Source organism: Pseudonocardia oceani, from assembly GCF_019263585.2.
Lineage (GTDB): Bacteria > Actinomycetota > Actinomycetes > Mycobacteriales > Pseudonocardiaceae > Pseudonocardia > Pseudonocardia oceani.
Genome location: NZ_JADQDF010000001.1, coordinates 3,141,695 through 3,155,548, shown reverse-complemented (window position 1 = coordinate 3,155,548; position 13,854 = coordinate 3,141,695). Strand labels below are relative to the sequence as shown.

13 protein-coding genes are annotated in these 13,854 nt (G+C 74.6%); 2 read left to right on the top strand and 11 right to left on the bottom strand.

The genetic code is table 11. From position 1 onward, the window contains the following. Positions 1–6 precede the first annotated feature (6 nt). The 7 genes from I4I82_RS15825 to I4I82_RS15795 form a co-directional block, all read right to left on the bottom strand. Complete coding sequence (locus I4I82_RS15825; RefSeq protein ID WP_218590552.1) at positions 7–309, bottom strand: urease subunit gamma; 303 nt, start codon at positions 307–309, stop codon at positions 7–9. A 494-nt stretch (positions 310–803) separates the two neighbouring features. Beyond that, positions 804–1,496: an urea ABC transporter ATP-binding subunit UrtE gene (gene urtE, locus I4I82_RS15820; RefSeq protein ID WP_218590553.1), complete on the bottom strand. Its 693-nt coding sequence runs from the start codon at positions 1,494–1,496 to the stop codon at positions 804–806. Further along, on the bottom strand, positions 1,496–2,275 hold the full coding sequence (gene urtD / locus I4I82_RS15815; RefSeq protein ID WP_218590554.1) for an urea ABC transporter ATP-binding protein UrtD: 780 nt from the start codon (positions 2,273–2,275) through the stop codon (positions 1,496–1,498). Before urtD ends, urtE begins: the two co-directional genes overlap by 1 nt. Beyond that, a complete protein-coding gene (gene urtC / locus I4I82_RS15810; protein ID WP_218590555.1) occupies positions 2,275–3,387 on the bottom strand; it encodes an urea ABC transporter permease subunit UrtC in 1,113 nt (370 codons plus the stop codon). The genes urtD and urtC overlap by 1 nt, the downstream gene beginning before the upstream one ends. Continuing rightward, on the bottom strand, positions 3,384–4,268 hold the full coding sequence (urtB, locus tag I4I82_RS15805; protein ID WP_218590556.1) for an urea ABC transporter permease subunit UrtB: 885 nt from the start codon (positions 4,266–4,268) through the stop codon (positions 3,384–3,386). The genes urtC and urtB overlap by 4 nt, the downstream gene beginning before the upstream one ends. A 72-nt stretch (positions 4,269–4,340) precedes the next feature. After that, positions 4,341–5,591 (bottom strand): urea ABC transporter substrate-binding protein, encoded by a 1,251-nt coding sequence (gene urtA, locus I4I82_RS15800; RefSeq protein WP_218590557.1) that lies wholly within the window; start codon positions 5,589–5,591, stop codon positions 4,341–4,343. 179 nt (positions 5,592–5,770) lie between these two features. Beyond that, entirely contained in the window at positions 5,771–7,348 is a 1,578-nt protein-coding gene (locus I4I82_RS15795; RefSeq protein WP_218590558.1) for an ABC-F family ATP-binding cassette domain-containing protein, read from the bottom strand. A gap of 211 nt (positions 7,349–7,559) precedes the next feature. Between I4I82_RS15795 and I4I82_RS15790 the strand changes: the two genes are divergently transcribed. Then, the gene (locus tag I4I82_RS15790) at positions 7,560–8,222 is read left to right on the top strand and encodes a lysophospholipid acyltransferase family protein (RefSeq protein WP_218590559.1); all 663 of its coding nucleotides are present in this window, start codon (positions 7,560–7,562) and stop codon (positions 8,220–8,222) included. A 1-nt stretch (position 8,223) separates the two neighbouring features. Here I4I82_RS15790 and I4I82_RS15785 read toward each other — a convergent pair whose 3' ends face one another. Next, positions 8,224–9,498 carry a reverse transcriptase family protein gene (locus I4I82_RS15785; RefSeq protein WP_226370082.1) on the bottom strand — a complete coding sequence of 425 codons (1,275 nt, stop codon included), beginning with the start codon at positions 9,496–9,498 and terminating at the stop codon, positions 8,224–8,226. Between the two features lie 312 nt (positions 9,499–9,810). Next, on the bottom strand, positions 9,811–10,446 hold the full coding sequence (locus I4I82_RS15780; RefSeq protein ID WP_226370081.1) for a hypothetical protein: 636 nt from the start codon (positions 10,444–10,446) through the stop codon (positions 9,811–9,813). A 142-nt stretch (positions 10,447–10,588) separates the two neighbouring features. Here I4I82_RS15780 and I4I82_RS15775 point away from each other — a divergent pair, with 142 nt between their 5' ends. Then, the gene (locus I4I82_RS15775) at positions 10,589–11,869 is read left to right on the top strand and encodes an adenylosuccinate synthase (RefSeq protein WP_218590560.1); all 1,281 of its coding nucleotides are present in this window, start codon (positions 10,589–10,591) and stop codon (positions 11,867–11,869) included. A gap of 46 nt (positions 11,870–11,915) precedes the next feature. Here I4I82_RS15775 and I4I82_RS15770 read toward each other — a convergent pair whose 3' ends face one another. Further along, positions 11,916–13,112, bottom strand: coding sequence for a MarP family serine protease (locus I4I82_RS15770; protein ID WP_218590561.1), 1,197 nt, complete (start codon positions 13,110–13,112; stop codon positions 11,916–11,918). Positions 13,113–13,122: 10 nt separating this feature from the next. Further along, positions 13,123–13,812, bottom strand: a complete 690-nt coding sequence (locus tag I4I82_RS15765) for an NUDIX hydrolase (protein WP_226370080.1) — start codon at positions 13,810–13,812, stop codon at positions 13,123–13,125. Positions 13,813–13,854: the final 42 nt, after the last annotated feature.

The following is a 13,854-nucleotide window of genomic DNA, read 5'->3' as shown; positions in this document are numbered from 1 at the left end:
GGCTGCTCACGCGACCGGGCTGTGGACGGTGACGAGCTTCGTCCCGTCCGGGAAGGTGGCCTCGACCTGCACCGAGTCGAGCATCTCGGGCACGCCGTCGAGCACCTCGGCCCGCCCGAGCACCGTGCGGCCGCTCGACATGAGCTCGCTGACGGTGCGCCCGTCGCGGGCGCCCTCGAGCACGTGGTCGGTGATGAGCGCGACGGCCTCGGGGAAGTTCATCCGCAGCCCGCGCTCCCTGCGGGCCCGGGCGACACCGGCGGCGACGTGCACGAGGAGCTTGTCCTGCTCCTGCGGGCTGAGGTACATGGCGGCCATCCTCACCGGGCGGTGTTACCGGCAGGTGCCGCTGGTGTTGCGCCTGGCAGCTCCCCGGCAGCCACCCGAGCAGCCCGTCCCAGGACGAGGCCCGCAGCCTCCGGGGCGCGCGGGCGGCGGGGTCCTCGATGCCCGGAGGTCCTCAGCTCGCGCGGCAGCCGGGTCGCCGGGAGCGCGTCGGCGTCGGGCAGGTCGCCGGACCAGCGGTGCAGCGGGCCGTCGAGCCCGAGCGGGCAGGCCACCAGCTTCCGGTGCGCCGGGCCGAACCAGCTCCGAGCGACGGGCCGGGCGGGCAGGCCGACCCAGGACCCGCCGAACGCGAGCGGCGGCCCGGACCGGGTGCCGCGCGGAATGCCGCCGGGCTCCACGGCTCGGGTCCGACGAGGTCCGCGGCGTACTCCCCGCCCCGGCGCAGCAGCCCGCCGCCGTCGGCGTCCCGGCCGTCCAGCTCCAGGCCCGCGGGCCGCCGGACGACCGCCGGACCGTCAGATCGCCATGGCGCTGCGGACGTCGCCGACGGCCGCGGTCCCTCCCGACCCGTCCGCGGTGACCCGTCCGGCGGCGAGCACGTAGTACCGGCCGGCGGCCCCCAGCGCGAAGCCGACGTGCTGCTCCACCAGCAGGACCGACAGGCCGCCGCGGCGGGTCAGATCGAGGATCGTCTGCTCGATCTCGGCGACGACCGACGGCTGGATGCCCTCGGTGGGTTCGTCGAGGATGAGCAGCCGCGGCTCGGTGACCAGCGCGCGGGCGATCGCGAGCTGCTGGCGCTGCCCGCCCGACAGCAGGCCGGCGCGGCGCCCGAGCAGCCCCCGCAGGGCCGGGAACAGGTCGAGCGCCTCGTCGACCAGCGCCGCCCCCCGCGACCGCCCGTCCGCCACGAGCTGCAGGTTCTCCATCGTCGTCATCTGCCCGAAGGACTGCTGGCCCTGCGGCACGTACGCGAGGCCGCGCCGGACGCGCTGGTGCGGCGCCGTCCCCGTGACGTCCTCGCCGTCGAGGAGCACGCGCCCGGACCGGACCGGCAGCAGCCCGACGGCCGCGCGCAGCAGGGTGGTCTTGCCCGCCCCGTTGTGACCCATCACCGCCGCCACCCCGTCGGGCGGCACCTCCAGCGACACCCCGTGGATCACGTCGGTGCGGCCGTACCCGACCTCGATGTCGACGAGCTGCAGCACTAGGACACCTCCCCGGCGTCGGCGAACACGATCCCGGCCTCCTCGGCGCTGTGCCCGGGGCCGAGGTACACCTCCTGCACGCGCGGATCGGCCTGCACCTGCGCGACGGTGCCCTCCGAGAGCACCTTCCCCGCGTGCAGCACCGTGACCGAGGTGGCGAACGCCCGCATGAAGTCCATGTCGTGCTCGACGACCACGACCGTGCGGTCGGCGGCGATGCGCTGCAGCAGCCGCCCCGTCTCGTCCTTCTCCTCCGCGCTCATCCCGGCCACCGGCTCGTCGAGCATCAGCAGCCGCGCGTCCTGCACCAGCAGCATGCCGATCTCCAGCCACTGCTTCTGCCCGTGCGCGAGCGTGCCGGCCGGGGCGTCCGCGAGGTCGGTGAGGCCGACGGTGTCCAGCGTCCGCTCCACCTCCTCCGGCACGGCGGTGCGGCGGCGCAACAGCGACAGCGCCCCGCGCCGCGACCCGGCGGCGATGTCGAGGTTCTGCAGCACGCTGAGCTCCTCGAACACGGTCGCGGTCTGGAACGTGCGCCCGACGCCGAGCCGGGCGATGCGGTGCACCTTCCGCCCGATCAGCTCCTGGCCGTCGAAGCGGGCCGACCCGGTCGCGGAGACCAGTCCCGACACCGCGTCGATCAGCGTCGTCTTGCCGGCGCCGTTGGGCCCGATCAGGAACCGCAGCTCGCCCGCCAGCACGCTCAGGTCGACGCCGTCGACCGCGACGAACCCGTCGAAGGCGACCGTGAGGCCGGAGAGCTCCAGGTACTCGGCCATCAGCTGCCTCCGGTCGGCACGGGCACCCTGGGTGCGGTCGCGGGCGCGGGGGGCCGGCGCCGCCGGTCGAACCGGGCGCGCAGGTCACCGACCACGCTGCCGAGCGAGGCGAGGCCGCCCGGCAGGAACGCGATGACGAGCATGAACATCAACCCCTGGATGTAGGTCCACCCCGACGGGATCGACTCCGAGAGCGTCGTGCCCGCCCAGGCCACGGCGATCGCGCCGAGCACCGGGCCGAGCAGCGTCGTGCGGCCGCCGATGGCCACGCCGATGAGCAGGCCGATCGACGGGACGATGCCGACGTCGTTGGGCGAGACGATGCCCACGATCGGCACGAACAGCGCGCCCCCGACGCTCGCCATCACCGCGGCCGTGACGTAGGCGAACGTCTTGACCAGCGCCGGGTCGTAGCCCAGGATGCGGACGCGCTCCTCGGAGTCGCGGCACGCGACCAGCAGCTCCCCGTACCGGCTCACCATGAGCTGACGGGCGACGGCGACCATCACCAGCAGTGCGCCCGCCGCGACGAAGAACAGCAGCCGGCGGTTGACCGGGTCGTTCAGGGAGAACCCGAGGAAGCCCTTGAACCCGTTGAGGCCGGTGGAGCCGCCCGTGCCGGTCGGGTTGCCGATGAGCAGGATCGCGAACGCCGCGGCGAGGGCCTGCGACAGGATCGCGAAGTAGGCCCCGCGGATGCGGCGCCGGAACGTCGCCAGCCCGAGCAGGCCGGCCACCAGGGCGGGCAGCAGCACGATCGCCACCAGCGTGAACGCGGGCGAGCGGAACGGCTCCCACCACGCGGGCACCCCGTTGGAGCTGATCAGCGCCATGAAGTCCGGGACGCCACCCGGTCCCGCGTCGCCGAGCTTGAGGTGCATCGCCATCATGTAGGCGCCGAGCCCGAAGAAGACGCCCTGGCCCATCGTCAGCATGCCGCCACGGCCCCAGGCCAGGCCGATGCCGACCGCGACCATCGCGTAGCAGAGGTACTTGCCGAGCAGCCCCAGCCGGAACGACGACAGCAGCGCGGGCGCCACCACGAACAGCAGCACGGCACCCACGACGAAGCCGCCGAGCACCACCCACCGGCTCTCCAGGATCCGCCTCACGCGAGGCTCCTCGTCCGCAGCTTGTAGATGCCCTGCGGGCGGACCTGCAGGAACGCGATGATGAGGGCGAAGACGAGCACCTTGGCGATCGAGGCGGTGGTCGTGTACTCGATCCACGACTGCACGACGCCGAGCAGGAACGCGGCGATCACCGCACCCTTGATCTGCCCGATCCCGCCGACGACGACCACCAGGAAGGCGTCGACGATGTAGGACGTGCCCAGGTTCGGCGAGATCGAGCCGACCAGGGTGAGAGCGACGCCGGCGATCCCGGCCAGGCCGGAGCCGATGAAGAACGTGAGCCGGTCCGTCGCGCGGGTGGAGATGCCCGAGCTCTCCGCGAGCTGCCGGTTCTGCACGGTGGCGCGGATGCGCCGGCCGAGCGGGGTGAACCGCAGCCCGGCCGCGAGTGCGAGGAACGCGGCGACGGCGAGGCCGAGGATGAACAGCCGCGACCGCGGGAACGCGAAGCCCAGCACCTCGACCGGACCCGCCAGCCACGCGGGCGCCACCACGTCGACGCCCGCCGTGCCGAACACGTCACGGGTGAGCTGCTGCAGGACGAGCGAGACCCCCCACGTCACGAGGAGCGTGTCCAGGGGCCGGTGGTACATGCGCCGCAGCAGCGTCGCCTCCAGGACGACGCCGAGCACACCGCCGACGACGAACGCGACCGGCAGTGAGACGAGCAGCGACACCCCGGCCGAGGAGATCCCCTGCTGCACGACGAACGCGGTGTAGGCGCCCGCCATGATGAACTCGCCGTGCGCCATGTTGATGACGCCCATCTGACCGAACGTGAGGGCCAGGCCGAGGGCGGCCAGCAGGAGCACCGACCCTCCGCTGAGCCCGTTGAACACCTGGGTGACCAGGATCTCCATGCCGATCGCCTTCCGTGCCGGAGCGGGGGACCGCGGCCGGCCGGGGTGCGTCCCCGGCCGGCCGCACCGGGATCAGCCGGCCAGTCCCTCCGCCCACGGGTAGGAGGTGAGGTACGGGTCCGGCTCGATCGGGGCGCCGGAGGACCACTCGGTGTTGATCAGGCCGTCCGGCGAGATGCGCCCGATCAGCGCCGTCTTGGCGATGTGGTGGTTCTCCCCGTTGACGGTGACGGTGCCCTCGGGGGCGTCGAAGCTGACCCCGTCGGCCGCGGCCTGGATCGCGGCGACGTCGAACGAGCCCGCGGCCTCGACCATCCCCTTCCACAGGAACAGCGATGTGTAGGCCGCCTCCATGGGGTCGGAGGTGACCCGGTCCGCGCCGTAGAGGGTCTGGAAGTCCGACACGAACTGCTTGTTCACCGGGCTGTCGATGGTCTGGTAGTAGTTCCAGGCGACGAGCTGGCCGGCGATGTTCGACGCGCCGATGCCGCCGACCTCCTCCTCCGCGATCGACACGCTCAGCACCGGCATCGCCTCGGCCGTGAGGCCCAGCGACTGGTACTCCTTGAAGAACGCGACGTTCGAGTCGCCGTTGAGGGTGTTGAACACCGCGTCGGCGCCCGCGTCGCGGACCTTGGCGACGATCGTGCTGAAGTCGGTGTAGCCCAGCGGGGCGTACTCCTCGCCCCGGATCTCCATGCCGTTCGCCGCGGCGTAGGCCTTGATGATCCGGTTGGCCGTCTGCGGGAAGACGTAGTCGCTGCCGACCAGGAACAGGCTGGTGGCGCCCTGCTCCTTGAGGTAGTCCAGCGCCGGCACGATCTGCTGGTTGGTGGTGGCGCCGGTGTAGAAGATGTTGGGCGAGGACTCCAGGCCCTCGTACTGCACCGGGTAGAACAGCAGCGCGTCGTTGCCCTCGAAGACCGGCAGCATCGCCTTGCGCGAGGACGAGGTCCAGCCGCCGAAGACCGCGGCCACGCAGTCGCCGCGGATGAGCTTCTCGGCCTTCTCGGCGAAGACCGTGGGCTCGGACGCGCCGTCCTCGGCCACGATCGTGAGCTGCTTGCCCAGGACGCCGCCCGCCCCGTTGATCTGGGCGGCCGCCATCTCCAGGGAGTCGTAGACGGTGTTCTCGCTGATCGCCATCGTGCCGGAGCGGGAGTTCAGGAAGCCGATCTTGATCTCGCCGCCCGAGGTGTCGACGCAGGACGCGGCGGCCGCGCCGGACGCGTCGTCGACCCGGGCCCCGCACGCGGCGAGGAACAGGCCCGTCGAGAGGGCGACGGCGAGGAGCGCGGTGCGACGCGCGCGGACCGTGGACAAGAGAGCCTCCAGAGGCTGAGGTCGGCCGTGGGATCCCCGGAGCCCGGTGGCGGTGACGTGCGGCGGACGGTGTCCGCACCCGTGGAAAACTAGGAACCGGTTGTTTCGCCCACGAACGGATGTCGTGAACACCGGTGTCCCGAACGGGCGGTCCGAGCGGCCCCGCGGTAACGCGATCGTCACCGCGTGACGGTGACGACACCCCGGAGAGTGACCTCGCGGCCGGTCCAACGCCGCCGCAGCCACCGGTCGTGACTGGCGACGACCACCGCGCCGGGGCTCGTGCGCAGCGCCTCCTCCAGCTCGTCGCACAGTGCCGGGGAGAGGTGGTTGGTGGGCTCGTCGAGCAGCAGCAGCTGCGGGGAGGACGCCACGAGCAGCGCCAGCTCCAGGCGCCGCCGCTGCCCGACCGACAGGACGCCGACGGGCCGGTCGAGGTCGCACGGCGCGACCAGGCCGAGGTCCTGCAGCGGGACGGCCCCGCCGACGGCCTCGTAGTAGCGGCGCGGGGTGCGGCCGGGATCGGGCAGCTCGACGTCCTGCGCCAGCATCCCGATCCGCAGCCCGCGCCGCCGGTGCACGACGCCCGCGGCGGGCAGCCGACCGGCCAGCACCGCGAGCAGCGTCGACTTCCCCGAGCCGTTCGGGCCGGTCACGAGCACGCGGTCGGTCGCGCCGACGTCGAGCGCGTCGAGCGCCAGCCGCCCCGGCACGCGGACCTCCCGCAGCGCGGCGGCCGGGCCGGGCGCGGCGTCGCCGACGGTCGCGGTGAACCGCAGCGGCTCGGGCGGGCGGCGCACCTGGTCGCGGTCGAGCTCGTCGAGGCGGCGCCGGGCGTTGCGGACGCGGCGGGAGACCTGGCTCTGCACGCGGCCGCGCTTGAACCCGTAGAACATCTTGGACTGGTTGCCGCGCGGGCGGCCGGGCGCGACCTCGCGGGCGGTCACCGCGACCGAGCGCCGCAGCTCGGCCAGCTCCTCCTGCTCCTCGGCGTAGCGGTGCTCCCAGCGCCCGCGGGCGGCGCGCCGCGCGGCGACGTAGGCGGAGTAGCCGCCGCCGTGGCGGGCCGGCCCGTGGACGGCCGGGTCGAGGTCGACGACGTCGGTGCACACCGCGTCGAGGAAGGCGCGGTCGTGGCTGGCCAGGACGGCGGCGCCGGGCAGCGCGCGCAGCGTCTGCTCCAGGAACGCGGCGGCGTCGTCGTCGAGGTGGTTGGTCGGCTCGTCGAGCAGCAGGGCGTCGGGGCGCCGGACCAGCAGCGCGGCGAGCCCGACGCGGCTGCGCTGCCCGCCCGACAGGGAGCCCAGGCGGCGGTCGCGGGCCACGTCGGCGAGGCCGAGGCCGTCGAGGGTGCGGTCGGCGCGGCGGTCGGCGTCCCAGGCGTCGTGGTCCTGCGCCCACTCCAGCCGCTCGGCGTACTCGTCGGCGCGCTCGGGCAGCGCGGCGGCGAGGACGTCGATCGCGGCGAGCGCGGCCCGGGCGTCGCGCAGGGCGTCGTCGAGGACGTCCGCGATCGTCGCCGAGCCCGGCCAGGGCAGCTCCTGGTGGGCGAAGCCGAGGTCGGCAGGCCGCTCGACGGTGCCGGCGTCGGGCTCCTCGACGCCCGCGAGCAGCCGCAGCAGCGTCGACTTGCCGGCGCCGTTCTCCCCGATCAGGCCGATCCGGCGGCCGGGGGCGGCGGTGAGGCAGACGCCGTCGAGGACGACGCGGCCGCCGTAGGCGCGGACGACGTCGTGGGCGAGGAGGGCTGAGGGCATGGGTGCGCACCACCGGGGGAGTTCGGGTGACGAGCAGCCGCCGGGCCGTGCCGCGGGCGGGTGCGGGGTGCGCTCAGATCTCCATGTCGACGCCGACGGTGCCCGAGCGGCCGGGGCGGTGCAACCGGTTTTCCGGCACCTCCGGTGCGGCCATCCGGGTGGACCCGTGCTCGGGCAGGAACACGTGTGACGACCCCCACGTTCCCGGGCCGTGCATCTCCTCGTGCGCTTCCTGCTGGCCCCGCTCGCCCGGCTGCTGTGGCGGCCCGTCGTCCAGGGCGTCGAGCGCCTGCCCGCCCGAGGTCCGCTGATCCTGGCGGCCAACCACCGCGCCGCCGTCGACACCGCCGTGATCGCGCTGACGGCGCGGCGGCCCGTCGCGTTCCTGGGCAAGGCCGAGTACTTCGTCGGGCGCGGGATCCGGGGGCGGGCGCTGGCGCGCTTCCTCACCGCGCTCGGGTACGTGCCCGTCGACCGCGCGTCGGCCCGGGCCGGGCTCGACGCCCTGCACGCGGGCCGGTCGGTGCTGGAGGCGGGCGGCGCGTTCGCGATCTACCCGGAGGGCACCCGGTCGCTCGACGGGCGGCTGCACCGCGGCCACACCGGTGTCGCCACGCTGGCGCTCGGCACCGGCGCCCTCGTCGTGCCGGTCGCGCTGCTGGGCACCGAGCGGGTGCAGCCGGTCGGGAAGAAGCTGCCGCGCCTGCGCCGCGTCGTCATCCGCTACGGCGAGCCGCTCGACTTCTCCCGCTACGACGGCCTGCAGAGCGCGCCCGCGATCCGCCGCGCCGTCACCGACCAGATCATGGACGCCATCGCGACGCTGTCGCAGCAGGAGTACGTCGACACCTACCACGAGCGTCCGGCGGCCTGAGCTACCAGGAGATCGCGTCGAACAGGGCGCGCAGGCGGGCGGCGCGGGCCGGGTGACCGGAGCCGGCCCAGGCGATCCGGCCCAGCAGGTGGTCGCGGAACGCCGGGTGGCCGTCGCGGTTCTGCGCGTCCGGCCCGGTGCGGGCGCAGTTGTGCAGCAGGGCGCGCAGGGCGTCGTAGTCGACGCGGGCGACGGCCGGGTGCGCGTTGACGACGAGCCCGGTGACGCGCTGGCGGTGGTGCGCCGGGGCGATCCGCGTCTTGTCCGGCCGGACCCGGAAGCCCTCCTCGGCGGCGATCGCGGTGACCCGCGCGACGAGGCCGTGCGCGGGCAGCCGGTCGCCGGAGAAGACCAGGTCGTCGGCGTAGCGGCCGTAGCGCGCGCCGAGCGCGCCGGCCAGGCCGTGCAGGCGGCGGTCGAGCACATGGGCGAGCAGGTTGGCGACGGCCGGGGAGGTCGGCGCCCCCTGCGGCAGGTGCGGGTGGGCGAGGCGGTCGAGCAGGCGGCGGCGCGCGCCGACGTCGCCCCCGGCCGGGGCGGCCCGCCGGACGGGCGCGGGCGTGCTCGTGACCAGCAGCCCGGCCAGCGCCGACGCCACCGCGTCCGGGTAGCCCGCCGCGCGCAGCAGCCCCGCGACCCGCGCCCCGGACACGTGCGCGAAGAAGCCCTCCAGGTCCAGGCGGACGACGGTCGCGGCCCCGGTGTGCTCCGCGGCGAGCGTGTGCGGGGAGCGGCCGCGGACGAACCCGTGCGCGGCGTCGTGCACCGGGATGCGGGCCAGGACCCGGCGCCCGACGCGGCGCTGCAGCTCCGACAGCCGCGGTGCGGGCGTCTCCAGGAGCCGGGGCGTGCCCGAGCGCGAGGTGGTCCAGCGGCGGCGGTAGTGGTGCAGCGGGCCGTCGGGGGTGCGGTGCAGCCAGCCGCCGCGGTCGGCGAACCAGTCGAGCTCGCCGGGGCGCAGGTCCAGGCCGCGGGCCAGGGCGTCGAGGCCCGTCCACGGTTCGACGGGCCAGCGCCAGGCGAGGTCCGCGGGCGGCGACTCCGGGACGACGTGGCGCCGGCGCGACCGCGCGGCCAGCAGGGCGGCGACCTGCGCCCCGACCCGGTCGGGACGCCCGGTGGGGGCGCGCGACCAGCGGGCGAGCAGCGCCGCGACGACGTCGCCGACCTCGTCGGGCCCGCCCCACCCCCGGCACCCGGCGATCCGGGTGGTGAGGGCGTCGACGGTCCACGGCCCGGGCAGCAGCGCGGCGAGGACGTGCGGTTCGGGGGCCACGGTCAGGCGGGCCCGGTTCCCCGGGCGATGCAGCGGCCGCGGACGACCGGTGTTCCCGTCCGCCGCGCAGAGGGGGCATGCCGTACCTGCCCGTCCTGCGTGGGACGCCGTGCCGCACTGAGGTGGTGCACCCCGGGGTCGCCCCGGAGCCACGAGACCCGCCGTGGGGGCCGGGTGCTCGCCGTCTCGACCGCGCGCCGCTGCATCGGCGGCGACGCTACCAACGCTCCATGAGAGAGGGCTCGCACACAGGCCGCGGGGTTCGCACACAGGTCCGGCCCTGTGTGCGGGCCCCCGGGGCTGTGTGCGAGCTCAGGGTCGGACGAGGCGCCAGTCGACGGTGTGCCGGTACCAGGTGCGGCGCTCCAGCGGACGGGGGTGGGCCACGCCGTCGGACACCGCGGTGAACGGCTCGCCGCCCACCTGCACCGCCCGCCCCAGCGCCGCGCCGCGGCCGGACCGGGCGCCGGGCGGGATCGCGATCGTCGTCCCCGACGGCAGGCCCGTGCCGCGGCCCGCGCGCACCGCGACCCCGCCCGGGCCCGCCGCCACCACGAGCCGGGGCGTGCGCCCGCGCAGGACCAGCACGTCGTCGCAGTAGCACTCGCCGGTCAGGTCGCGGATCTGAGCGGCGCCCACGAGCACCCCGCCGGTGTCGTCGCGGACCAGCGGCACCGGCGGGGCGACGCCGGTCAGCGCGAGGGCGGCGGCGTCTCGCGGCAGGCCCCAGGCGCGGGCCACGGCGCTCCGGCGCGACGCCGGGACGTAGGCGACCTCGACGTCGAGCCGCTCGGTGCGCAGCAGCCGCAGCACGACCGCGGCGAGGTCGGCGTCGGTGCCGTGGACGACGAGCCGGCCGGGGTGGTGCTCGGCCAGCAGCGGGTCCAGGGCGTCGCGCCCGGGCCGCGCGGGCAGCGCGACGGTGGGCACCTCGCTGAACGCGGGCACGCGACGGCTACCGTGCAGCGGGAGCCGCCGTTCCGGGCCGCAGGTCACCACCAGTGCTGTCGAGTCGATCGTGCCCACGTGATCGGTTACCCTCCCGCCGCCGCTCTGCTCGAGATCGTCGCTCGAAGAACTGGAGTCTCACATGCCCGCGATCGTGCTGATCGGCGCCCAATGGGGCGACGAGGGCAAGGGCAAGGCCACCGACATCCTCGGTGATCAGGTCCAGTGGGTGGTGCGCTACCAGGGCGGCAACAACGCCGGCCACACGGTGGTGCTCCCCGACGGCCAGAACTTCGCGCTGCACCTGATCCCGTCGGGCATCCTGACGCCCGGGTGCAAGAACGTGATCGGCAACGGGGTGGTCGTCGACCCCGGCGTGCTGCTGAAGGAGCTCAAGGGCCTCGAGGACCGCGGCGTCGACACGAGCGGGCTCCTGATCAGTGCCGACGCGCACTTGATCATGCCGTACCACGTGGAGATGGACAAGGTCACCGAGCGGTTCCTGGGCAAGGCCAAGATCGGCACCACCGGCCGCGGCATCGGCCCGGCCTACCAGGACAAGGTCTCCCGCGTCGGCGTCCGCGTGGCGGACGTGCTCGACGAGAAGATCCTGCACCAGAAGGTCGAGGCGGCGCTCCACCTCAAGAACCAGATCCTGGTCAAGGTCTACAACCGGCGTGCGATGGACGTCGACCAGGTCGTCGACTCGGTCCTCGAGCACGGCCGCGCCTTCGCCGACCGCATCGCCGACACCCGCCTGCTGCTCAACCGGGCGCTGGAGGGCGGCGAGACGGTACTGCTGGAGGGCTCGCAGGGCACGCTGCTCGACGTCGACCACGGCACCTACCCCTTCGTCACCAGCTCGAACCCGACCGCGGGCGGCGCGTCCGTCGGCTCCGGCATCGGTCCGACCCGGATCACGCGGGTCATCGGCATCCTCAAGGCGTACACGACGCGCGTCGGCTCGGGCCCGTTCCCGACCGAGCTGCTCGACGCCATGGGCGAACACCTGCGCAAGGCCGGCGGCGAGGTCGGCGTCACGACCGGGCGTCCGCGCCGCTGCGGCTGGTTCGACGCCGTGATCGGCCGCTACGCCGTGCGCGTCAACGGCATCACCGACTTCTTCCTCACCAAGCTCGACGTGCTGTCGGGCCTGGAGACGGTGCCGGTGTGCGTCGGCTACGAGGTCGACGGCCGCCGCGTCGACGACATGCCGATGACGCAGTCCGACGTGCACCACGCCGTGCCCGTCTACGAGGAGCTCCCCGGCTGGTTCGAGGACCTCTCCCCGTACCGCTCGTTCGACGAGCTCCCGGCCAACGCCCGCGCCTACGTGGAGCGCATCGAGGAGCTGACGGGCGCGCCGGTGAGCGCGATCGGCGTCGGCCCCGGCCGCGACCAGACGATCACCCGCGACGTCTAGGTCCTGAGTGCGAACCGTGGCTCCGGCCACGGTTCGCGCTCACGGGTCAGTTCGCGCAGGCCCCGGTGTCGACCTCGTCGCCGAGGCGGGCCTGCGGGTTCACCGACGCCGCGACCTGCTCGTTGGTGAGCACGAACCCGGTCTCGCTGTCGTCGAGCGCCGCGCCGAACACCACGCCGATGACCTGGCCGTCGCGGTCGATCATCGGGCCGCCGGAGTTGCCGGAGCGGACCACCGCGCGGACGGTGTAGACGTTGCGCGAGACCGTGGCGTCGTCGTAGATGTCGGGGCCGTTGAGCGTGATCTCCTGGCGCACCTTCGCCGGTGACGGCGTGAACGGCCCGTCGAGCGGATAGCCGAGGATGATCGCGTCCTCGCCGACCTGCGCGGGCTGCGGCCGGAAGGCCAGCGCCGGAGCGTCGAGCTCGGGGATGCGCAGCACCGCGATGTCGACGGCCGGGTCGTAGAGGACGACCTCGCCGGCCAGCTCGACCGGGTTGCCCCGCCGCCCGATCACCTCGACGCCGACCTCGTCGGTGCCCGCGACGACGTGCGCGTTGGTCATCACGAGGCCGTCGCCGATGACGAAGCCGGTGCCCTCCAGCGCGCGCTGGCACGACGGCGCCCGGCCGCGGACCTTGAGCACGCTGTCGGCCACCTCGGTGACGACCGGGCTGCCGGCCAGCGCCGGGTCGGGCGGGCCGACCTCCTCGATGGGGGTCTGGTCGAACGAGTCGAGGATCCGCGGGAAGCCCGACGTGTCGAGCAGCTGGCGCAGTTCCTCGGGGAGCGCGCGGGCGCCGGCCGGCATCACCGAGTCGACGACGCGCAGCACCTCCGACCCGCGGACGCCGGACGCGAGGCCCGGGAAGCTCGCCGAAGCCAGCGGCAGCGCCACCAGCCAGGCCGCGATCACCACGGTGATGGCCTGCAGGACCGAGCCGAGCGTGGAGTCGACGCGCAGCGTGTTCTCGCCGGTGATGCGGTCTCGGATGCGGCGGCCGAAGAACACCCCGGTGGTCTCGCCGAGCGCCACGAGGAGCACGACGACCACGATGCTGACGATGATCCGGGTGCTCGTGGACTCGATGCCCGAGGCCAGCAGCGGCGCCAGGCGCACGCCGAGGACCGCGCCGCCCAGCACGCCGACGAACGACAGCAGGGCGACGGCCATGCCGTGGCGCCACCCGGACACGCCCGCGACGAGCGCCAGCGCGACCACGATGAGGTCGACCCAACTCACGACGGTCTCCTCATGCTTCGGCGCGGGCCCGCAGCCACGCCTCGTCCAGATCAAGCACCCGGGACGGCTCCCAGGGCCGCGCCCAGCCACCCAGATCCAACAGCGCGGACAATAGGCCCCCGGTGAAGCCCCACACGAGCAGGCCCGCGACCAGGAAGCCGGGGCCCGTGTAGCCGCTCGGATGGCCCACCCGGATCCGGTTGGCGGGGTCGGCGAGGACGGCCAGCGGCACGCGGACGACGGCCGCGGTCTCCCCGGCGTCGACGGCGTGCACGGCGCTGGGCCGCTCCCACTGCGCCAGCACCGGCGTGACGACGAACCCCGACGGCGGGATGTAGAGCTCGGGCAGCAGCGCCAGCGGTGCGACACCCTCCGGGTCGAGGCCCGTCTCCTCCTCGGCCTCGCGCAGCGCCGTGGCCACCGCGTCGGCGTCGCCGGGGTCGGCACCGCCGCCGGGGAAGGCCACCTGGCCCGCGTGGTCGCGCAGCGTGCCCGCGCGCTCGACCAGCAGCACGTCGGGGCCGTGGTGCTCGTCGTCGGCCAGCAGCATGAGCACCGCCGCCCGGCGGCCGCCCTCGGGCGGCGGGATGCGGTGGTGGCTCAGGGTGAAGGCGTCGACGTCGCCGACGGCCTCCAGCAGGGGGCGCAGCGACGGCGCAGCCCGCTCGGGCCGCAGGGCCCCGGTCCCGTCGGCCCTCACGCCAGCTCCCTCACGACCGCATCCGCACGCCGGTTCCCTCAC

What these genes read in the sequence shown, in the direction of transcription:
- I4I82_RS15825 (WP_218590552.1), bottom strand. Translation starts at nt 309, where the DNA reads ATGTACCTCAGCCCGCAGGAGCAGGACAAGCTCCTCGTGCACGTCGCC.
- urtD (WP_218590554.1), bottom strand. Translation starts at nt 2,275, where the DNA reads ATGGCCGAGTACCTGGAGCTCTCCGGCCTCACGGTCGCCTTCGACGGG.
- urtB (WP_218590556.1), bottom strand. Translation starts at nt 4,268, where the DNA reads ATGGAGATCCTGGTCACCCAGGTGTTCAACGGGCTCAGCGGAGGGTCG.
- I4I82_RS15795 (WP_218590558.1), bottom strand. Translation starts at nt 7,348, where the DNA reads ATGCCCTCAGCCCTCCTCGCCCACGACGTCGTCCGCGCCTACGGCGGC.
- I4I82_RS15775 (WP_218590560.1), top strand. Translation starts at nt 10,589, where the DNA reads ATGCCCGCGATCGTGCTGATCGGCGCCCAATGGGGCGACGAGGGCAAG.